The organism is Herbaspirillum sp. GW821-FHT09A12 (assembly GCF_059418325.1).
The window spans coordinates 270331-289773 of sequence record NZ_JBWKPR010000001.1 but is presented as its reverse complement, the minus strand read 5'-3'; the positions used below and the strand labels follow the sequence as shown (position 1 = coordinate 289773).

The 19443-nt window shown below is 65.3% G+C and carries 20 protein-coding genes and 1 tRNA gene; 10 read left to right on the top strand and 11 right to left on the bottom strand.

What is annotated here, in order from left to right; translation table 11 throughout:
* Positions 1–34 precede the first annotated feature (34 nt).
* From proB to rplU, 4 genes are all read right to left on the bottom strand, one after another.
* Positions 35–1153 carry a glutamate 5-kinase gene (gene proB / locus AC07N6_RS01275; RefSeq protein WP_494780518.1) on the bottom strand — a complete coding sequence of 373 codons (1119 nt, stop codon included), beginning with the start codon at positions 1151–1153 and terminating at the stop codon, positions 35–37.
* Between the two features lie 82 nt (positions 1154–1235).
* Positions 1236–2345 carry a GTPase ObgE gene (obgE, locus tag AC07N6_RS01270; RefSeq protein ID WP_494780517.1) on the bottom strand — a complete coding sequence of 370 codons (1110 nt, stop codon included), beginning with the start codon at positions 2343–2345 and terminating at the stop codon, positions 1236–1238.
* Between the two features lie 160 nt (positions 2346–2505).
* Positions 2506–2763 carry a 50S ribosomal protein L27 gene (gene rpmA / locus AC07N6_RS01265; protein ID WP_494780516.1) on the bottom strand — a complete coding sequence of 86 codons (258 nt, stop codon included), beginning with the start codon at positions 2761–2763 and terminating at the stop codon, positions 2506–2508.
* A gap of 58 nt (positions 2764–2821) precedes the next feature.
* Positions 2822–3133 carry a 50S ribosomal protein L21 gene (gene rplU, locus AC07N6_RS01260; protein WP_007878066.1) on the bottom strand — a complete coding sequence of 104 codons (312 nt, stop codon included), beginning with the start codon at positions 3131–3133 and terminating at the stop codon, positions 2822–2824.
* A gap of 287 nt (positions 3134–3420) precedes the next feature.
* On the opposite strand from rplU, the gene ispB reads away from it, so the two are divergent.
* From ispB to AC07N6_RS01220, 8 genes are all read left to right on the top strand, one after another.
* Positions 3421–4410: an octaprenyl diphosphate synthase gene (gene ispB, locus AC07N6_RS01255; RefSeq protein WP_494780515.1), complete on the top strand. Its 990-nt coding sequence runs from the start codon at positions 3421–3423 to the stop codon at positions 4408–4410.
* 15 nt (positions 4411–4425) lie between these two features.
* Positions 4426–4502: transfer RNA gene (locus AC07N6_RS01250), tRNA-Pro, on the top strand.
* A 521-nt stretch (positions 4503–5023) separates the two neighbouring features.
* On the top strand, positions 5024–6232 hold the full coding sequence (locus AC07N6_RS01245) for an acyl-CoA dehydrogenase family protein (protein ID WP_494780513.1): 1209 nt from the start codon (positions 5024–5026) through the stop codon (positions 6230–6232).
* 155 nt (positions 6233–6387) lie between these two features.
* Positions 6388–7344: an ABC transporter substrate-binding protein gene (locus AC07N6_RS01240; protein WP_494780512.1), complete on the top strand. Its 957-nt coding sequence runs from the start codon at positions 6388–6390 to the stop codon at positions 7342–7344.
* Between the two features lie 3 nt (positions 7345–7347).
* Positions 7348–8154, top strand: coding sequence for an ABC transporter ATP-binding protein (locus AC07N6_RS01235; protein WP_494780511.1), 807 nt, complete (start codon positions 7348–7350; stop codon positions 8152–8154).
* The gene (locus AC07N6_RS01230; RefSeq protein ID WP_494780510.1) at positions 8151–8987 is read left to right on the top strand and encodes an ABC transporter permease; all 837 of its coding nucleotides are present in this window, start codon (positions 8151–8153) and stop codon (positions 8985–8987) included. Before AC07N6_RS01235 ends, AC07N6_RS01230 begins: the two co-directional genes overlap by 4 nt.
* A gap of 97 nt (positions 8988–9084) precedes the next feature.
* Complete coding sequence (locus AC07N6_RS01225) at positions 9085–9645, top strand: nuclear transport factor 2 family protein (RefSeq protein ID WP_494780509.1); 561 nt, start codon at positions 9085–9087, stop codon at positions 9643–9645.
* A 4-nt stretch (positions 9646–9649) separates the two neighbouring features.
* Positions 9650–10453 (top strand): alpha/beta fold hydrolase, encoded by an 804-nt coding sequence (locus AC07N6_RS01220; protein ID WP_494780508.1) that lies wholly within the window; start codon positions 9650–9652, stop codon positions 10451–10453.
* Positions 10454–10563: 110 nt separating this feature from the next.
* Here AC07N6_RS01220 and AC07N6_RS01215 read toward each other — a convergent pair whose 3' ends face one another.
* The 7 genes from AC07N6_RS01215 to AC07N6_RS01185 are packed head-to-tail and all read right to left on the bottom strand — an operon-like array spanning position 10564 to position 17317.
* A complete protein-coding gene (locus tag AC07N6_RS01215) occupies positions 10564–11616 on the bottom strand; it encodes an ABC transporter substrate-binding protein (RefSeq protein WP_494780507.1) in 1053 nt (350 codons plus the stop codon).
* Positions 11613–12785 carry an NAD(P)/FAD-dependent oxidoreductase gene (locus AC07N6_RS01210; protein WP_494780506.1) on the bottom strand — a complete coding sequence of 391 codons (1173 nt, stop codon included), beginning with the start codon at positions 12783–12785 and terminating at the stop codon, positions 11613–11615. Before AC07N6_RS01210 ends, AC07N6_RS01215 begins: the two co-directional genes overlap by 4 nt.
* The gene (locus AC07N6_RS01205; protein ID WP_494780505.1) at positions 12782–14236 is read right to left on the bottom strand and encodes an FAD/NAD(P)-dependent oxidoreductase; all 1455 of its coding nucleotides are present in this window, start codon (positions 14234–14236) and stop codon (positions 12782–12784) included. The genes AC07N6_RS01210 and AC07N6_RS01205 overlap by 4 nt, the downstream gene beginning before the upstream one ends.
* Entirely contained in the window at positions 14233–14532 is a 300-nt protein-coding gene (locus AC07N6_RS01200; RefSeq protein ID WP_494780504.1) for a (2Fe-2S)-binding protein, read from the bottom strand. Before AC07N6_RS01200 ends, AC07N6_RS01205 begins: the two co-directional genes overlap by 4 nt.
* Positions 14529–15323 carry an ABC transporter permease gene (locus AC07N6_RS01195; RefSeq protein WP_494780503.1) on the bottom strand — a complete coding sequence of 265 codons (795 nt, stop codon included), beginning with the start codon at positions 15321–15323 and terminating at the stop codon, positions 14529–14531. The genes AC07N6_RS01200 and AC07N6_RS01195 overlap by 4 nt, the downstream gene beginning before the upstream one ends.
* Positions 15324–15326: 3 nt before the next feature.
* Positions 15327–16178, bottom strand: coding sequence for an ABC transporter permease (locus AC07N6_RS01190; RefSeq protein ID WP_494781258.1), 852 nt, complete (start codon positions 16176–16178; stop codon positions 15327–15329).
* Positions 16179–16228: 50 nt separating this feature from the next.
* Positions 16229–17317, bottom strand: coding sequence for an ABC transporter ATP-binding protein (locus AC07N6_RS01185; protein WP_494780502.1), 1089 nt, complete (start codon positions 17315–17317; stop codon positions 16229–16231).
* Positions 17318–17538: 221 nt separating this feature from the next.
* Here AC07N6_RS01185 and AC07N6_RS01180 point away from each other — a divergent pair, with 221 nt between their 5' ends.
* Both AC07N6_RS01180 and AC07N6_RS01175 read left to right on the top strand, forming a co-directional pair.
* Positions 17539–18393: an IclR family transcriptional regulator gene (locus AC07N6_RS01180; RefSeq protein WP_494780501.1), complete on the top strand. Its 855-nt coding sequence runs from the start codon at positions 17539–17541 to the stop codon at positions 18391–18393.
* A gap of 5 nt (positions 18394–18398) precedes the next feature.
* Complete coding sequence (locus AC07N6_RS01175) at positions 18399–19442, top strand: 2-hydroxyacid dehydrogenase (protein WP_494780500.1); 1044 nt, start codon at positions 18399–18401, stop codon at positions 19440–19442.
* Position 19443 lies beyond the last annotated feature (1 nt).

The window sequence follows — 19443 nt, the reverse complement described above, 5'->3', positions numbered from 1 at the left end:
TTTTTATTATTTATACAATCAACAGCCAATCCGCTTACAGCAGCACCATGTTATCCCGGTGCACCAGCTCCGGTTCTTCGACGAAGCCCAGGATAGCCTGGATTTCGGACGACGCATGACGAATGATGCGGCGCGCATCCGAGCTGGCGTAATTGCTCATGCCGCGCGCAATGGCCCGGCCGTTTTCGTCGACGCAGGTGATGACATCGCCGCGGCCGAACTCCCCCGACACTTCCACCACGCCGATCGGCAGCAGCGACTTGCCTTCCGAGGTCAGTTTCTGCACCGCGCCCGCATCCAGCACCACGCGGCCGGCGGTTTGCAGGTGATCGGCCATCCACTGCTTGCGCGCGGTGAGCTGCGCGGTCTCGGCATTGAGCTGGGTGCCGATGGCTTCGCCGGCAGCCAGGCGCGTGAGCACCTTGTCTTCGCGGCCCCAGGCGATCACGGTATGCGCGCCGGAAGTCGCCGCGCGCTTGGCGGCCAGGATCTTGGTCAGCATGCCGCCGCGGCCGATGCCGGTGCCGGTGCCGCCGGCAATCAGCTCCAGCGACGGGTCGCCGGCGCGCGCTTCGGAAATCAGGGTAGCGGCCGGATCCTTGCGCGGATCGGCGGTGAACAGGCCGGGCTGGTCGGTCAGGATGATCAGCGCGTCGGCTTCGATCAGGTTGGCCACCAGGGCGCCCAGGGTGTCGTTGTCGCCGAACTTGATTTCGTCGGTGACCACCGTGTCGTTCTCGTTGATGACCGGCACCACGCCCAGTTGCAGCAGGGCGAACAAGGTGGAACGGGCGTTCAGGTAGCGCTCGCGGTCGGCCAGGTCAGCGTGCGTCAGCAACACCTGGGCGGTGTGCAGGTCGTGCTTGCGGAAACTGGTTTCATAGATCTGCGCCAGGCCCATCTGGCCGACGGCGGCGCAGGCCTGCAGGTGGTGGATGCCGGTCGGGCGCTTGTCGAAGCCGAGGCGCTGCATGCCTTCGGCCACCGCGCCCGAACTGACCAGCACCACTTCCTTGCCGAGGCCGCGCAATTGCGCGATCTGCTCGGCCCAGCGGGCGATGGCGTTGGCGTCCAGCCCCTTGCCGTCGTTGGTGACCAGCGATGAGCCTACCTTGATGATCAGCCGCTTGGCGTTCTGAATGACCGATTGCATATTCTTCTAAGACGCAAAATCCGAAAGCGAAGATGATAGCCGGAACGCTCCGGCCGCGCAGCCGCCCGTGAAACGGCCAGGGTCAGTCCAGGACCTTGAAGCGCGGGTCGTCCGGATCGATGCTGGAAATGCCGCGCGCTTCCTCGGTCATCTGCGTCTCTTCGGCGCGATGCTCCTCGGCGCGCTTGGTTTCCAGGTAACTGTAGATCTCGTTGACCAGGTCTTCGCAGCCGTCGCGGTTGAGCGCCGATATCTCGAACACCGGGCCCTTCCAGCCGAAACGCTTGACGAAATCCTTCACGCGCTTGACGCGTTCGGCCTCGGGCACCACGTCCAGCTTGTTCAGGACCAGCCAGCGCGGCTTGTCGAACAGCGACTGGTCGTATTTCTTGAGTTCCTTGACGATGGCCTTGGCTTCCTTGACCGGATCGACCTCGTCGTTGAACGGCGCCAGGTCGACGATGTGCAGCAGCAAACCGGTGCGCTGCAGGTGGCGCAGGAACTGCACGCCCAGGCCGGCGCCGTCGGCCGCGCCTTCGATCAGGCCGGGAATGTCGGCGATCACGAAGCTCTTCTCGTGGCTCACGCGCACCACGCCCAGGTTGGGGTGCAGCGTGGTGAACGGATAGTCGGCGATCTTGGGACGGGCGTTGGACACCGCGGTGATGAAGGTCGACTTGCCGGCATTGGGCATGCCCAAGAGGCCGACGTCGGCCAGCACCTTCAGCTCCAGGCGCAATTCACGGCGCTCGCCTTCCTTGCCCTCGGTCTTTTGGCGCGGGGCACGGTTGGTCGAGGTCTTGAAGTGGATGTTGCCCCAGCCGCCTTCGCCGCCCTTGGCCAGCATCACGACCTGCTCGTGATAGGTCAGGTCGGCGATGTGCTCGCCGGTATTACTGTCGATGATCAAGGTGCCCACCGGCATGCGCAGGAATACGTCGTCGGCGCCCTTGCCGTAGCAGTCCGAGCCGCGGCCGTTCTCGCCGCGACCGGCGCGGTGCAGCTTGGCGTAGCGATAGTCGATCAGCGTGTTGACGTTGCGGTCGGCCACGGCCCAGATGCTGCCGCCCTTGCCGCCGTCGCCGCCGTCGGGTCCGCCGAAGGGGCGGAATTTTTCGCGGCAGAAACTGGCCACGCCGTTGCCACCGTCGCCGGCGACAACTTCAATTTTGGCTTCGTCAATGAATTTCATGGTTCTACAACCCCTATGGAGCCGTGAACAAAACGTCGATGCCATCCGCTTTCACGAAAGACTCGGCGCTTTGTTGACGGCTCAAAAAACTAAAAAGGCTCCACCACCGGCAGAGCCTTTCTTGTGCCTGACTCCGGCAGAGCCGGATGGCTGATTACGCTTACGCCGTGACGACGGTAGCGTATTGGCGCTGTTGCAGGCCCTTCACAACGAACTTCACCTTGCCGTCCTTCAGGGCGAACAGGGTGTGGTCCTTGCCGACGCCGACGTTTTCGCCAGCGTGGACGCGGGTGCCGCGTTGACGGATGATGATGCCGCCAGCGTTGATGGCTTGACCGCCGTAGACCTTCACGCCCAGACGTTTCGACTCTGAATCACGGCCGTTGCGCGTAGTGCCGCCGCCTTTTTTGTGTGCCATTTAATGACTCCTTGTATCTAAGTTTGCCCTGCGCGCGCATTTCTGCGCTTAACTGAGCTTAAGCGTTGATCGAGACGATTTGCAGTTCGGTGTAGTTCTGACGATGGCCTTGACGCTTCTGGTAATGCTTACGACGACGCATTTTGAAGATCTTGACCTTATCGTGGCGACCTTGCGCTATAACAGTAACCAGCACCGTTGCACCCTCGACCAAAGGCGCACCGAATTTAACGGTATCGCCTGCGCCCACTGCGAGCACTTGATCCAAAGTGATTTGGGAGCCAATGTCTGCCGGTATCTGTTCTACTTTAAGTTTTTCACCAGCGGCAACTTTGTATTGTTTGCCGCCGGTTTTTATGACCGCGTACATGTGAAACCTCATCGAATGATTAATGAACGATTTTCCCCTGCGCCAAAATAGCCGGACAATCAGGAAAACCTCCAATTATACATAGACTTAGCTGCTCGGTCAAAAGGACCGGCGCTTTGCGCGACCGCCACGCAACACAGTTTCCGGCAAGATAATTTCCATTCCGACAAGATGCCGCCGCCGCCCTCCGGGCCGCAATAGCGCCGGCCGCGACCCAACGGGCTTTGGCGTCGGGGGCCCTTGTCATCGTATAATCTTGCGAATAACCATTTTCCACAGGTTTCCCCTTGTCTGCCGCCGTACATACCGCCTCGCAACAAACCATCCTGCAACCGATCGTCGCCGACATGGAGGCAGTCAATGCCGTGATCCGCCGGCAACTGTATTCCGAGGTGCCGCTGGTCAACCAGGTCGCCGAATACATCATCGGCGCCGGCGGCAAGCGCCTGCGCCCGGTGCTGGTATTGCTCATGGCCAACGCCTTCGGCTACAAGGGCCCACACCACCATTCGCTGGCGGCGGTCATCGAATTCATCCACACCGCCACCCTGCTGCATGACGACGTGGTCGACGAATCGTCGCTGCGCCGCGGCAAGCAGACCGCCAATGCCCTGTTCGGCAATGCCGCCTCGGTGCTGGTGGGCGACTTCCTGTACTCGCGCGCTTTCCAGATGATGGTCGCCGTGGGCAACCCGCGCGTGATGGAAATCGTGGCCGACGCCACCAACGTCATCGCCGAAGGCGAAGTGCTGCAGTTGCTCAACATGCACAATCCGGACGTGGACGAGACCGGCTACCTGCAGGTGATCCGCTCCAAAACCGCCAAGCTGTTCGAGGCCGCCAGCCAGATCGGCGCCCTGATCGCCGGCGCCGATGAAGCCGGCATCGAAGCCGCCGGCGAATACGGCCGCTCCATCGGCACCGCGTTCCAGCTGATCGACGACGTGCTGGACTACTCCGGCAACAGCGAGGAAATCGGCAAGAACGTCGGCGACGACCTGCGCGAAGGCAAGCCCACCCTGCCGCTGATCTGGCTGATGCAACATGGCTCGCCGACAGAACGGGAACTGGTGCGCACCTGTATCGAGAATGGCGACGAACAGCATTTCGACCAGGTGCTGGCCGCCATCACCCACTCCGGCGCACTGGCGTATACCCGCGAGCAGGCGGAAATCGCAGCCCGGCGCGCGGCACAGGCCATCGCCCTACTTCCGGATAGCCAATTCAAAAAATCCCTGTTAGAATTATCGGCTTTCGCGGTAGATCGTAATCACTGATACGCATCCACTCGACGGGGTGTAGCTTAGCCTGGTAGAGCGCTACGTTCGGGACGTAGAGGCCGGAGGTTCGAATCCTCTCACCCCGACCAGATTCATCTTGCAAGTCAGGCACTTGATCAAGATACAAAAGCCCAGCAGATGCTGGGCTTTTTCATTTCCGGCACGCCTCGCGCCGACATCCCCGTCACAATCCCCCCTCAACCGTATGTATGCGCCGCATCCATCCCATTCATCATGGGCTGGAGAAAACCGCGTTAGCATAGACGCCAGACGCCAGGGCAATGACCCGCATCGTCGAGCGCCAACAACAACAAGCAACAGGAGACCAATACCGATTCGCCGCATTCATGGGCGGGCGCCATATCGAACGCCGCCCCTTCCCCCGACGCTCAGAAAAAACGCGACTGCGCTCATGCCAGATCGCTTTTTGACGGCGTTTTCACGCTGCAAATGCGCTATCCAAAATGCGAATTTCGCCTCGGATGGGCGAGCTTTTCCCCGCCGCCTTAGTATTAGTATAATTCATTCAAAGTATGACTATTATGAATTTGACTAATAAATAACAAGCCGCGAAACTGGATTCATCTTCACTCGCCATCCGCTGATCGCCATGAATCCATCCCTTCTGGAACCCGCTTCCCCGAACACCGCGAACGACATCGCCTCTTCTGCCCGTCGCGCATCGGCCTGGAGCCCCGAAATGGATGATGTCATCCGTGAAGTGACGGCGCGCCGCGATGAGTTCGACCAACTGACCTATGTGCCGCGCGACGCCATCGCCGTCATGAAGCGTGCAGGCATATTCCGTGCCAGTACCCCCCGCTGCTTCGGCGGCGATGCGCTGGCGCCGGCCGAATTCCTGCAGATGGTGGAACGCATCTCGGTGGCCGACGGCTCGGCCGGCTGGGTCGCCGCCTTCGGCTCGGCCAACACATATCTGGCGCCGCTGCCGCTGGCAACGCAACAGCGCATCTATGCCGCCGGCCCCGACCAGGTCTATGCCGGCGGGCTCTACCCGCTGCAAAGCGCGCAGGCCGCGCCGGGCGGCTGGAACATTTCCGGCCAGTGGCACTTCGCCAGCGGCTGCAAAGGCGCCGACTGGATCGGCGTCGGCATCAAGAACGACGCGCCGCCGGTGGACGGCGTGCCGCCGCCGGCGATCATGGCGGTCATGCCGGCCGCGGAAGTGGACATCGTGCACAACTGGAACGTGGTCGGCATGCAAGGCACCGGCAGCCACGACACGCGCCTCAAGGACAAATTCGTCGCCCATGAATGGACCTGCGCGCGCGGCGCCCCCGGCCTGATCGACGAACCGCTGTACCGCTACCCCGCGCTGGCCTACCAGGCCGAGGTGCATGCCGCCGTCAACATCGGCCTGGCGCGCGCGGCGCTGGATATCGTCACCGAGATGGCCGGCGGCGCCAAGATCATGCCGGGCGCGCCCCGACTTGGTGATCGCGCCTACTACCGCATCAAACTGGGGATGGGCGAAGCAAAGTGGCGCAGCGCCCGCATGTTCTTCTACGACGCCTGCGCCCAGGCATGGGACCAGGTGCTGGCCGGCAATCCGGTGTCCGAGCAGCTCGACACCCTCTTGAAGCTGTCCGCCACCTACGCCGCGCGCACCTCGATGGAAGTGGTCAACGACGCCTACCAGGCCGCCGGCATGGCCGCCATCCAGCGCACCCACCGCATGCAGCGCATCGTGCGCGACGCCATGGTGGTCACGCAACACGCGGCGCTGTCCGAAATGAATTACGACAGCGCAGGCGCGGTATTTGCAAAAGGAATGCCATCGCTGGCGTCCATGAAGTAAGCGCAGCAGTTCACCCAACTTCGCGGACGCCGACCGGGAGGCGCCCGCTCCATCCCGCAGGGCCTCATCGCGCGGGAACCATGCTGTACGGCTCCGGGGCCGCCGTCGCCATCTCCACTGGCATTCCATCACCATCGATTATGAGGATAAAGCTCGTGACCCACTCCACCATTTCCAGACGTCGCCGTAACCTGCTCCTGGGGGGAGCATCCATGCTTGCCGCCGGCGCCCTGCCGGCCGTGCCGGCGCTGGCGCAAGGCGCGCCCGTCACCATCGGCGTCGGCGCCGACCCGGTGTTTACCGCTTTCTTCGTGGCCGCCAACGAAAAGCTGTTCGCCAAGCACGGCGCCAACGTCACGGTGCAGTCCTATACCGACGGCGGCGAAGCCCTCAACGCGCTGGTGGCCAACCAGGTCAACCTGGCCTGTGCCGGCGAGCCCACGCACATCGTGCGCCTGTCGCGCGCCGAGCTGCGTCCGCTGGCGGTCACCTACCAATCCAAGACCTATCTCAAGCTGGTCGCGCGCAAAGCCATCCCCTCGGCCGACAAGATCAAGAAATTCGGCATCGTCGCCGGCTCGGTCTCCGAATACGTCACCGGCCTGACGCTCAAGAAACTGGGCATCGACGCCGCCAAGGTCGAGATGGTGCGCTCCGGCCCGCCGGAATTGCCGGCGCTACTGGCGCGCGGCGACATCGACGGCTACTTCGTGTGGGAACCGTGGCCGACGCTGGGCGTGCAGCAAGGCGGCCACATCCTGATGACCTGCGGCGACGTCGGCTACACCAGCACGCTGTGGCTGTCGGCCACCGCCGGCTGGCTGGGCGCGAACAAGGAAGTCGCCGGCAACATCCTGAAGGCGCTGGCCGAGGCCGCCGAGATCACCCGCAAGGATCCGCCGCGCGCCGCGCAATCGGTGCAGGCGGTGACCCGCATCCCGGTGCCGCAAACGCTCAACTCGCTCAAGGACATGGAACCCGTGGTGCGCGACTTCACCGACGCCGACCTGGCCACCGCCAACGCCATCGGCGAATTCCTGCTCTCCAAGCAGGCCATCAAGGCGCCGGTCGACATGAGCAAGATCCTGCAGCGCGGTTTCTACAAGGGGTAACACATGGCACACTCGGCACGCGGTTCATCCGTATCCATCCAGCGGGTTGGCCTGACCATCGGCGCCAACGAGATCATGGCCGGCATCGACCTCGATATCCGCGCCGGCGAGTTCGTCTGCCTGCTGGGCCCCAGCGGTTGCGGCAAGTCCACCTTGCTCAATGCCATCGCCGGTTTCCAGGAAGTGGCCGGCGAGATCCTGGTCGACGGCAAGCCGGTGAAAAAGCCGGGGCTGGACCGCGGTGTCGTGTTCCAGTCGTCCGAAGCGCTGTTCCCGTGGCTGAGCGTGCGCGAGAACGTCGAGTACGGCCTGAGGCTGCGCGGCGTGGCCGCGGCCGAACGGCGCGCGGCGGCCGAGCGCTATGTCTCGCTGGTGGGCTTGAAGCACGCCATCGACAAGTTCCCCGGCGAACTCTCGGGCGGCATGCGCCAGCGCGCGCAGATCGCCCGCGTGCTGGTCAACGAACCGTCGGTGGTGCTCATGGACGAGCCCTTCGGCGCGCTCGACGCCCAGACCCGCGAGGTGCTGCAAAGCGAACTCGACCGCATCTGGAAAAGCACCGGCTGCACCATCGTGTTCGTGACCCACGACATCTGGGAAGCGATCCTGCTGGCCGACCGCGTGGTCACCATGACCGCCGGCCCGCGCGCCCGCATCAAGACCGTCGAGAAGGTGGAGCTGCCGCATCCGCGCGACCCCGCCGACCCGGCCTGCATGGCCCTGTACTCGCGCATCCGCGACGATATCGGGGCGGAAGTCACGCGCGTGCTGCGCGCCCAAGGTTTGATTGAAGAGGAGTTGGTGAAATGACGCAGCTTACCCAGACAGCCACGCCGGCGGCGCAACAGCAAGCCGCGCCGGCCGCCCCGGCCAAGCCATCCAGCCAAGGAAAGCGCATGAAAGCGATACGCCCGTTCCTGATCTCCGTGGTCGCCATCGTCGGCGGCCTCGTGCTGTGGCAAATCGTCTCCATGACTACCTCGCCGCTGTTCCTGCCCTCGGTCTCGATGACCTGGGCCGCGGCGCTGGAGCTGATCGCCGACGGCACCCTGCAGCAATCAGTGCTGGCCTCTTCCGGCCGCATCCTGGCCGGCTGGGGCGCGGGCGTGGTGATCGGCGTGCCGCTGGGCATTTTCATGGGGCGCTTCGAGATCGTGCGCCAGTTGCTCGATCCCTACATCGAGTTCTTCCGCTTCATCCCGCCGATCGCCTTCGTCACCCTCGCGGTGATCTGGCTCGGCCCGGGCGAGCTGTCGAAGATCGCGCTGATCTTCTACACCACGGTCTTCATCGTCACCTTGAACACCATCGCCGGCGTGCAGGCGGTCAACCCGCTGCGCCTGCGCGCGGCCTCCTCGCTGGGCGCCAGCCAGCTGCAGATCCTGAGCACCGTGATCCTGCCCTCGACCGTGCCGTTCATGGTCACCGGCGCGCGCATCGCCATGGGCAACTCGTTCCTGACGGTGGTCTCGGCTGAAATCGTGTCGGCCCGCGAAGGCCTGGGCGCGCTGATCTGGACCGCCCGCAACTTCAGCCGCACCGAATGGGTCTTCGTCGGCATCATCGCGCTGGGCCTGCTGGGCTACCTGTTCGACCGCGTGCTGCGCGTGGCCACCAAAAAGCTGCTGGCGCGCTACCTGTAAGCCTGTAGCGCACTCCCGCACCGCCATCCGGCGCTGTCCGCCCGTCTCGGGCGGGCAGCGGCCGATCCATGCCCCATTGAACAAGAAAGCGACTCCCATGACCGACCTCAGCCAGGAAATCCTCCAGCTCAAACGCCGCCTCGATGTACTCGAAGCCGAAGCCGACATCCGCCGCATCCAGGCGCGCTACATGTTCCTGTGCGACACGCCCTGCCCCGAACCGGTGGCCGACGATGCCCAACGCATCGAGAAGATCCTCGACCTGTATGCCGAGGACGCCATCTGGGAAGGCGTGGGTTCGTACTACGAAGGCCAGTTCGGCCAGGCGGTGGGCAAGGATGCCATCCGCCGGCACTTCCAGGCGTTCTGGGGCCAGAAGAAGGATCCCGAACTGCTGTTGAACGTGCACTACCTGACCTCGGAACAGATCCACGTCAACGCCGAGTGCACCCACGCCGATGGCCAATGGGTGCATTGCCAGCCGTGGATCTTCGGCGACGGCTCCTCGCTGCTGCGCTCGAGCCGCCTCAACAACCTGTTCAAGAAAGTCGACGGCGTGTGGAAGATCGCCCGCACCCGCACCGAGAACGTGTTCGTGGCGCCGCTGACCGCCGGCTGGGCCAACAATGTGCCGACCTATTCGGTGCTGATGAAGTAAGGCCATGACCGCCCTCCAGCGCCGCTTCATCGATACCAGCGCCGGCGCCATTCACGTGGCTGTCGCCGGCCAGGGTGTGCCGGTGCTGATGCTGCACCAGACGCCACGCTCCTGGGATGAATTCCGCGACGTGCTGCCGCTGCTGGCCGGCGCATACCAGGCCATCGCCATGGATACGCCGGGCTTCGGCGACTCCGTCAAATTGCCCATGGCCGGGCACAGCATCGAACGCTGGGCGCAGGTCGCCTTCGAGGTGCTCGATACACTCGGCGCCGAACAGGCAGTGGTGATCGGCCATCACACCGGCGCGGTCACGGCGCTGGAGATGGCCGCCGCCCACCCCGGGCGCATCAAGGCGCTGGTGCTGTCGTCCTGCCCTTTCAATGATGCCTCGCGGCGCCAGGCGCATGCGGGCAAGCGCAGCATCGACGAGGTCGAGCGCCATGCCGATGGCAGCCACCTGGGAGCGTTGTGGCGTCGCCGCCAGCCCTATTACCCGGCCGGCGACATCGACCTGCTGGAGCGCTTCATGGCTGACGCCATCAAGGCCGGCGAGATGGCGGCCCACGGCCATGTGGTGGTGCGCAACTATGCGATGGAAACCCGCATCGGCCTGGTACGCTCGCCCACGCTGGTGATCAAGGCCGGCAGCGATCCGCATGCCGCCCCCTACGCCGAGCGGGTGGCGGCCGCCATCGCCGGCAGCCGGCTGGTGCGAATCGATGCGGGGATGGTGCCGTTGCCGGATCAGTTGCCGGAGGAATTCGCGCGGGTGGTGCGCGCCTTCCTTGAGACCGCGATAGCGTGACCCGGCCTGTCGTTCCTGCGTGCGGCAATCAATAAGGCGATCGATAAAAAAGGGCGCCATCGCAAGACAGCGCCCAAGACTACCAGAGAGACTTTCCAGAACAACGGTGATCAGCGCTCCACCGTGCGCGTCCAGCGGCTATTCCACACGCTGCGGTTCTTGTTGATTTCATCCCAGTCGACATTGCGGGCGTTCTTGACGAAATCCATCATGCGCTGCTGCTCGGCAGCGGTCGCACCGCTGGCCGTGACCTTGGTATTGGTGGGGTTGTAATTGCCGTTTTCCAGCGCCTTGCCCTGTGCCTCCGGGCTCAGCAGATAGGCGGCCAGCTCCTGCGCCAGCTGCGGTTCGCTGTTGTTGGCAATCACGCACTGCGCCACCATCAGCACCACCGCCCCTTCCTTGGGCTGGACATATTCCACCGGGATGCCCTTGCTCTTCAAGATGGTCGATTGCGTCGGGGTATAGGGGAACAAGGCCGCTTCACCGGTTTGCGCCATCTCGGAAATCTTGGCGGAATTGGAGATGTATTCCACGACATTGGGCCCGATGGTGCTAGCCCAGGCCTTGAAGCCGGGCTCGACATTGGTGTCGGCGCCCCCCTTCAACCGGTTGAAGGCGAGGAAGGCATGCAAGCCAAAGGTCGACGACGGCAACGACTGGAACACCACCTTGCCCTTGAGCTTGGGATCGGCCAGATCCAGCCACGAAGTCGGCGCTGCCCAGCCCTTCTCGGCATAGACCTTGGTGTTGTAGGCCAGGCCGGTAACGCTGATGGTCACGCCCGTGGCCATGTCATCCTTGATATGGGCCACCGGCAACAGGTTGGCCATGTTGGGATTGGGCTTTTGCTTTTCGCACAGGCCCATGCCGACCGCGCGGTACATCACGCCGTCGTCCAGGAACATCACATGCATCTGCGGCTTGTCCTTGGCGGCCTGGGCCTTGGCCAGGATATCGGCCGATCCGCCCGGCACCACCACCACCTTCACATTGTGCTTTTGCTCGAAGGGGCCGAACACGAATTGCGTGAAGGTCTTTTCCATGTTGCCGCCGTTCATGCCGATATAGAGCGTCTTGGTCTGGGCCTGGGCCGGGCCAGCCACGGCTGCCAGCATGGCCAGGGCGGCGGCACAGGCGAGGGGGCGTGCGAACGGGATCATGAAATCTTCCTTTCTGTGAGGGGTGTCGGGAGTGGGATGACTGCTGGTTCTACGGTGGCAAAGCGGGAAATCGAGAAAGCCTCCAGCGGCACTGTGCTGCGACCTTGCAAAACCAGCTCGGCCAATGCCTCGCCGGCGGCCGGGCCGATCTGGAAACCGGCGCCGCAAAAGCCGAAGCCGTGCAACAGGCCGGCTTGCGTGGCACTGGCGCCCAACACCGGCTGGCGGTCCGGCAAATAGCCTTCGACGCCGCTCCAGGTGCGGATAATGTGGACATGGCGCAGCGCCGGCAGCAAGGCCACCGCCTGCGGCAGCAAGCCGAGGATGGAGTCGTGCGAGGCGCGGGCGCGCTGGTCATCCATGACATAGCCGCGTCCGCCGCCCAGCACCACATTGCCGCGCGCGACCTGGCGGCAATAGATGGCGCCGCCTTCCACCCCCAGGCTCCACGGCAGCAGCGGCGCGATCGGTTCAGTCACGGCCATGCTGGGATGGCCGCTGGTCATGGGCGCGTCTTCGCCGAAGGCCTGGGCAATCTTGTTGGCCCAGGCGCCGGCGCAATTGATCAGCACCTCGGCGCGCACCTGCAGGGCCTGTTCACCCTGCGCAGCCTCAGCCACGAAATGGCGGCCGTCATGGCCCACTTGCCGGACTTCACAGCCCTCGGCGACCTGGGCACCGGCGGCCGCTGCCGCGCGCGCAAAGGCCGGCGACACCAGGCGCGGATTGGCCTGGCCATCTTCCGGACAAAGAGAACCGCCCACCACGCTGCCGCCCAGCCACGGACATTGCCGGCGCAATTGCTCGCCGCTGATCAATTCGATATCCAGGCCATAGGGCCGGCTCATCCCGGCATAGGCTTCCAATGCCTGCATATCGGCGGCGCTGCGGGCCAGCTTGAAGTGGCCGCTGCGCACATATTCGCCGTCGATGCCGATCAAGTCTTTCAGCCCGGCCCAGATCTGGTGCGCCCGTGCCGACAGCGGCAACTGCACCGCCGCCCGGCCCTGGCGCCGCACGCCGCCGTAATTGATGCCGCTGGAGCGGGCGCCGCACAGGTCGCGTTCCAGCAAAGTGACGCGACGCCCCGCGCGCGCCAGTGCCAGTGCCGCGGAAGCGCCGACGATGCCGCCGCCGATGATCAGCACTTCGGTGTCGATACGCTTCACGATTCGTCCCCGGCCGCAACAGCGTCAGCGACGATGCAAGGCGCAACCGCCCGCGCTTGAGGCGGGCAATGCATGCCGATGGGCACTGGCTTGATGGGCGCCTGGCCGCGCAGGCGGCCGACTTGCGCCAGCGGCACCTGGGCCGCATGCGCCAGGATCTCGGCGGCGGCCGCGCCGCACATGCGCCCCTGGCAACGCCCCATGCCCACGCGGGTGAGCGCCTTCAGGCGGTTCATCTCGGCCGCCCCTGTTTCGGTCACGGCCGCGCGCAATTGGCCGGCGGTGATGTTTTCGCAGCGGCAGACCACCAGCGCGTCGCCGGCCAGTTCAGCCCAGCGCGCGGGAAACGGAAAGGCCCGCTCCAGCCCCTGGCGAAAGCGGCCGATACGGCCCAGTTGCGCCTCGATCGCCACGGCACGCGCGGCGTCCACCGTGATGCCGCGATCCTGCAGCAGCGCCAGCGCGGCGCGCTCGCCCGCCAGCTCAGCCGCGTCCGCGCCCATGATGCCGGCGCCGTCGCCGGCCAGGTAGACGCCCGGCACGCTGCTGCGCCCTGCGCCGTCGCTCAGCGGCAATTGCGCGCGCTGCATCTCGTCGAAGGCGAAGCGGCAGCCGAGCAGGTCGGCCAGTTGGGTTTCCGAGCGCAGGGCGTAACCAAAGCCGACGGCGTCGCAGACGATCTGCCGTTCGGCGCCGACGGCGGCGGCTTGCATCATGTCTTCATGGCGCCAGGCGATGGATTGCACGCGCTCGCTTCCATCCACCCGCAACACCCGCGCGCGGGTGTGTACCGGGATGCCGCGCAACTTCAGCCAGCCGAGATAGAACATGCCCTTGGCCAGCAGCGCCGCCTGGCCGCGCATGGCGGGCAGGGCAGCCATGCGGTCGGACCAGCTGCTGCTGTCGAGCACCGCCACGACCTTGGCGCCGGCCCTGGCATATTGATAGGCCACCAGGTACAGCAACGGTCCGCTGCCGGCCAGCACCACCCGCTCGCCGATGGCGCAGCCCTGGAACTTCAACGCCACCTGGGCGCCGCCGAGGGTATAGACGCCAGGCAGGGTCCAGCCGGGAAAAGGCAGCACGCGGTCAGTGGCGCCGGTGGCCACGATCAGCGCATCCCAGGCCAGGCTGGCGGCGCCCAGCGTGGTGCTGTCCATCAGGTCCAGCAAACCCGGCTGGGCATTCCAGACCAGGGTGCGGGGACGATAATCCAGATGCTCGCGCAGGGCATCGAAGGTGCCGTGCAAGGCCGCCGCGCGACCGGCTTCGAAACCATACAGCGCCTGCTTGGCGCGGGTGAAGCCGGCCGGCGGCTGGCGATAGATCTGGCCGCCGGCCATTGGCGCCTCGTCCAGCAGCACCGGGCGCAAGCCATGCGCGACCAGAGTCTGGGCGGCGCGTACACCGGCCGGGCCGGCGCCGACGATCACGGGCGGGCGTGGGGTCATGCGTCCTCTCCGGTGAGCAGGCGCATGCCCGGGCGGATGAAGGTGGAACAGGCGCGCAGCCGTTCGCCTTCGGCGGTGGCGATCCAGCAATCCTGGCAAGCGCCCATCATGCAGAATCCGGCGCGCGGCTGGCCGCTGAATTCATTGCGGCGCAGTCGTGCGGCGCAAGTGAGCACGGCGGTCAGCACCGTATCGCCTTCCAGCGCGGTGGCCGCACGACCGTCGAGGGTAAATGCCACCGGCGCGCGCTCTCTCTCGACCAGGCGCACCAACTGGTGCCGGCAGGGGCTGCTCATGTGCGCCCCACCAGCACGCGATCGAGGCCATAGATGCGGTCCAGGATGAACATGGCCGCTGCCGTGATGGCCACCATCAGGGCCGACACCGCTGCCATCATCGGGTCGATCGACTCGGTGGCATACATGTACATGCGCACCGGCAAGGTCACGGTCGAGGGCGAGGTAACGAAGATCGACATGGTCACTTCATCGAAGCTGGTAATGAAGGCCAGCAGCCAGCCGCCGGTGATGCCGGGCAAGATCATCGGCAAGGTGATGCGCAGGAACACCGTGGCACGGGTCGCGCCCAGCGACTGGGCGGCATGTTCAGCACTGCGGTCGAAGCCGATCAGGGCCGACATGACCAGTCGCATGGTGTAGGGCATCACCACCAGCGCATGGGCCAATATCAGCCAGCCGAAGCTGCCAGCCCCGCCCACCAGTGCAAACAGGCGCAGCAGTGCCACCCCCAGCACCAGGTGCGGGATGATCAGCGGCGACAGGAACAAGGCCTGCAACAGCCCCGACCAGCGGTGCGGATGACGCACCAGCGCCATGGCGGCGGGTACCGCAATGGCGCTGGCCAGGGTCGCCGAGGCCAGGCCTAGCCACAGGCTGTTCCAGAAGGCGCTGACGAAATCGGGATAGTCGAACACCGCCTTGAACCAGCGCAGCGACAATTGCGGCCCGTGGATGGTGAGGGTGTTCTCGGGGGTAAAGGCGATCACGCACACCACCACGATGGGGGCCAGCATGAAGCTGATCACGACGGCATTGAAGAGCAACGCCCATGCTCCGTTCTTGTTCATGGTTCAGCCCAGCGCTTTCTTGTAACGGGCCTCGACCATCCGGTTCCAGCCCAGCATCACCACCAGGTTGGCCACCAGCAGCAGCAAGGCGATGGTGGCGCCCAGCGGCCAGTTCAGTTCGTGCAGGTATTCGTCATAGACGAGGGTTGCCATCATCTTCAGGCGGCGACCGCCCAGCAGCCCGGGAATCGCAAACGAGCTGGCCGACAAGCCGAACACGATCAGGCTGCCCGACAAGATGCCCGGCATCACCTGCGGCAGCACGATGCGGCGAATCGCCGTGGCCGGCGAGGCATTGAGCGACAGGGCCGCATTGACCACGGCCGGGTCGAGCTTTTGCAGCGAGGTCCACACCGGGATCACCATGAAGGGCAGCATCACATGCACCAGCGCGATGACCACGGCGATATCGGTATAGAGCATCTTGTAAGGCCCCAGGCCGAGCATGGCGAACAAGCCGTTGACGATGCCTTCCGGCCCCAGCAGCATGCTCCAGCCGAAAGCGCGCACCACCACCGAGATCATCAGCGGCGCCAGCACCACCAGCAGCATGATGGAGCGCCAGGGCTTCTTCATGCGGTTGAGGATGTAGGCCTCGGGCGCCCCCACCAGCGCACAGATCAGGGTCACCAGGGCCGAGATCCAGAAGGTGCGCCAGAAGATGGCGTAGTAATAGGGGTCGCCCAGCACCTCGATATAGTGTTGCAGCGTGAAGGTGCCGGCCTTGGGGCCGGTATCGGTATCGAACACATTGAAGGACAGGACCACCGTCAGCAGCAGCGGCACCAGCAGCAGCACCGTGCACAGCAGGATGGCCGGAGCCGACATCCACCACGGCAGGGCGCGGCCGGACATCGCCCTGGGCGTGGGCGCGGCTTCGGCCCGCGCGGTCGCGGCGGCGGCGCTCATGCCGCCACCTCGCCGGCCCTGGCGCGCGCGCTCGACACCAGCCTCAGGCTATGGTCATTCCAGGCCAGTCCCACGGTCTGGCCTGGTTCGGCGATACAGGCGCCGTCATTGGCCAGCAAGACCGACAACGGGCCCAGGGGAGAATCCATTTCCAGCAACCACTGGCTGCCGAGGAAGAAGCGCTGCCTCACCAGGCCGTCGCAGCGGCCTTGGCCGGCGTCCACGCAACGGATCTTTTCCGGGCGCAAGCCCAACATCACCTGGGCGCCGCCGCGCAGCCCCGTGTCGGGCGCTTCCAGGCCCAGCAGCATGCCGCCCACGGCGATGTCGGCGCGCTCGCCGGCGGCGCCCAGCACCTTGCCTTCGAGCAGGTTGGCACGGCCGACAAAGCCGGAGATGAAGCGGTTGGCCGGATGTTCATAGACCTGCAGCGGACGCCCGACCTGGGTGATGCGCCCGGCCTCCATCACCACCACGCGGTCGCTGATGGACATGGCTTCGCTCTGGTCGTGGGTGACCATGATGGTGGTGGTGCCGACCTTGCGCTGGATATCGCGCAGCTCATATTGCATTTCCTCGCGCAGCTTGGCGTCGAGGTTCGACAGCGGTTCATCGAGCAGCAGCACCGGCGGCTTGATCACCAGGGCGCGCGCCAATGCCACGCGCTGGCGCTGGCCGCCGGAGAGCTCGCGCGGATAGCGCGCGCCGTGTTGCTCGAGATGCACCAGCGCCAGCGCCTGGGCCACCCGCTCGCGCTTTTCGGCGGCGGGGCACTTGCGCATCTCCAGGCCGAAGGCGACGTTTTGTTCCACCGTCATGTGCGGGAACAAGGCATAGGTCTGGAACACGATGCCCAGGCCGCGCGAATTGGGCTTGGCGTGGGTGATGTCGCGCCCGTCGAGCTCGATGCGCCCGCCACTGCTGGCCTCGAAGCCGGCGATCATCTGCAGCGTGGTGGTCTTGCCGCAACCGGAAGGACCCAGGAGCGAAATGAATTCGCCCTGCTCCACCGACAGGTTGAAGGACGACACCGCCTGGGTATCTCCGTAGAACTTGCTGACATTGGTCAGCGTCAGGAATGACATGGCAAGCCCCTTTGCACGATTTGGCTCAATTTCGCGAGACCGCCGGCGACGCTGCCCGGCAATCAACTTGATTCATTCCTCATGCAAATTCCCTGCCAATTCTGCTATCGTATTTCATACATCAGGATATTTTTCAAAGTTATTCCACTTAATGAAATACTTCGATAAACAAGTCGTCCAAGACTTCCATTCAGCAGGCAGACAAGATCCATGAGCAGCCAATGAGCCAGGACAGCGAAGAGAACTCTCCCCCCGGCGCCGCCCCGGTCAACGGCATCGCCCGCACCTTCGCGGTGTTGCGCGCACTGGCCGACGCACCAGCGCCGGGCATGCGGGTGACGCAGGTGGCCAAGGCCATCGGCCTGACCCAGGGCACCACCCATCGCCTGCTGCAGTCGCTGGCCGCCGAAGGCGCAGTGGAGCAGGATGAGCGCAGCAAGCTCTACCGGCTCGGCATCGACCTGTTCTCGCTGGCCGCGCGCGCCGGCAATGCCTCGGACTTGCGGGCACTGTGCCGTCCGGCGCTGCTGCGCCTGTGCGGCAGCCTGGGCGACACGTTGTTCTTGCTGGTGCGCTCGCGCTTTGACGCGGTGTGCGTGGATCGCGTCGACGGCCCGCTGCCGATCCGCGCCTTCACCGGCGACATCGGCGGGCGCGTGGCGCTGGGTGTGGGCCAGGGTGCGCTGGCCATCCTGGCGTTCCTGCCCGAGGCCGAGCGCGACGAGGTGATCCGCTACAACGTGCCGCGCCTGCGCGAATTCGGCGTGTATGACGAGGTCTACCTGCGCACCGAGATCGACCGCGTGCGCCAGAGCGGCTATGCCGCGCGCCAGCAAGGCTTGCTCGATGGCATGGCCGGGCTGGCCGTGCCGCTGTTCGACGCCAGTGGCGGCATCGTCGCCGCCTTGTCGGTGGGCACCATTACGGCCCGGCTATCGGAAGAGCGCCTGCCGGTGGTGGTACAGATGTTGCAACGCGAAGCCAGCGCCCTGTCGGCGCGCATCAATCCCTTCGACCCGGCCTTGCGCCGGCCCATGCAATCGCCCGCCGCCGGCGTCCCCGACACCAACCCGTGAGCCCCATGCGCCCCGTCAGTCCCGTCAGTCCCGTCAGTCCCGTCAGTCCCGTCAGTCCCGTCAGTCCCGTCAGTCCCGTCAGTCCCGTCAGTCCCCCGGCCCTGCCCATCCTGCTGATCAAGTCCGGCGGCGCCGCCGCCTTGCCGGAGTGGCGCGCCGCCTTTGCCGAATGCGCGCCGGATCTCGCCATCGACATCCGCGAATGGAACGACCCCGGCGTCGATGAACAAGCGGTGGAGTTCGCCCTGACCTGGCAACCCGACGCCGGCCGGCTGGCGCGCTATCCCAACCTCAAGGCCATCCTCAGCGCCGCCGCCGGGGTCGACCACATCCTGGCCGATCCGCAGTTGCCCGGGCATCTGCCCATCGTGCGCATGGTCACGCCCGAGACCCAGCAGCGCATGGCCGAATTCGCCCTCATGGCCAGCCTGATGCTGTTGAAGGACATGCCGCGCTTCGTGGCCCAGCAGGCACGGGCCCAATGGCATACATTCAGCACCCCGCGCAGCGCCCGGGAAACCCGCGTGGGCGTCATGGGCCTGGGCGCGCTGGGCCTGGCATGCGCGCGCATGCACGCGCGCGTGGGCTTCGAGGTGGCCGGCTGGGCGCGCTCAGCGCGCAATGAAGACGGCCTGCAATGCTTTGCCGGACCGGCGCAGCTGGATGATTTCCTGGCGCGCACCGATATCCTGGTGTGCCTCTTGCCTGACACCCCCGACACCCGCCACATCATCGACGCCACCTTGCTGGCGAAACTGCCGCGCGGCGCCGCGCTGGTCAATGTCGGGCGCGGCAGCCATGTCGACACCCCGGCGCTGCTGGCGGCACTCGACAGCGGACAGCTCAATGGCGCGCTGCTGGATGTATTCGACGCCGAGCCGCTGCCGCCCGAAGCCCCCTTCTGGCGCCATCCGCGCATCATCGTCACCCCGCACGCGGCAGCCACACCGTCGCGGCGCGAACGGGCGCGCCAGGCCGCCGCCAGCATCGCGGCCCTGCGCGCAGGCCGGCAACCGACGCATGTCTATGACCGCACGCGCGGCTACTGAC

Excerpts from the sequence above, each read along its gene's own strand:
- proB (WP_494780518.1), bottom strand. The coding sequence starts at position 1,153 with ATGCAATCGGTCATTCAGAACGCCAAGCGGCTGATCATCAAGGTAGGC.
- obgE (WP_494780517.1), bottom strand. The coding sequence starts at position 2,345 with ATGAAATTCATTGACGAAGCCAAAATTGAAGTTGTCGCCGGCGACGGT.
- rpmA (WP_494780516.1), bottom strand. The coding sequence starts at position 2,763 with ATGGCACACAAAAAAGGCGGCGGCACTACGCGCAACGGCCGTGATTCA.
- rplU (WP_007878066.1), bottom strand. The coding sequence starts at position 3,133 with ATGTACGCGGTCATAAAAACCGGCGGCAAACAATACAAAGTTGCCGCT.
- AC07N6_RS01245 (WP_494780513.1), top strand. The coding sequence starts at position 5,024 with ATGAATCCATCCCTTCTGGAACCCGCTTCCCCGAACACCGCGAACGAC.
- AC07N6_RS01235 (WP_494780511.1), top strand. The coding sequence starts at position 7,348 with ATGGCACACTCGGCACGCGGTTCATCCGTATCCATCCAGCGGGTTGGC.
- AC07N6_RS01230 (WP_494780510.1), top strand. The coding sequence starts at position 8,151 with ATGACGCAGCTTACCCAGACAGCCACGCCGGCGGCGCAACAGCAAGCC.
- AC07N6_RS01225 (WP_494780509.1), top strand. The coding sequence starts at position 9,085 with ATGACCGACCTCAGCCAGGAAATCCTCCAGCTCAAACGCCGCCTCGAT.
- AC07N6_RS01220 (WP_494780508.1), top strand. The coding sequence starts at position 9,650 with ATGACCGCCCTCCAGCGCCGCTTCATCGATACCAGCGCCGGCGCCATT.
- AC07N6_RS01215 (WP_494780507.1), bottom strand. The coding sequence starts at position 11,616 with ATGATCCCGTTCGCACGCCCCCTCGCCTGTGCCGCCGCCCTGGCCATG.
- AC07N6_RS01205 (WP_494780505.1), bottom strand. The coding sequence starts at position 14,236 with ATGACCCCACGCCCGCCCGTGATCGTCGGCGCCGGCCCGGCCGGTGTA.
- AC07N6_RS01200 (WP_494780504.1), bottom strand. The coding sequence starts at position 14,532 with ATGAGCAGCCCCTGCCGGCACCAGTTGGTGCGCCTGGTCGAGAGAGAG.
- AC07N6_RS01195 (WP_494780503.1), bottom strand. The coding sequence starts at position 15,323 with ATGAACAAGAACGGAGCATGGGCGTTGCTCTTCAATGCCGTCGTGATC.
- AC07N6_RS01190 (WP_494781258.1), bottom strand. The coding sequence starts at position 16,178 with ATGTCCGGCCGCGCCCTGCCGTGGTGGATGTCGGCTCCGGCCATCCTG.
- AC07N6_RS01185 (WP_494780502.1), bottom strand. The coding sequence starts at position 17,317 with ATGTCATTCCTGACGCTGACCAATGTCAGCAAGTTCTACGGAGATACC.
- AC07N6_RS01180 (WP_494780501.1), top strand. The coding sequence starts at position 17,539 with ATGAGCCAGGACAGCGAAGAGAACTCTCCCCCCGGCGCCGCCCCGGTC.
- AC07N6_RS01175 (WP_494780500.1), top strand. The coding sequence starts at position 18,399 with ATGCGCCCCGTCAGTCCCGTCAGTCCCGTCAGTCCCGTCAGTCCCGTC.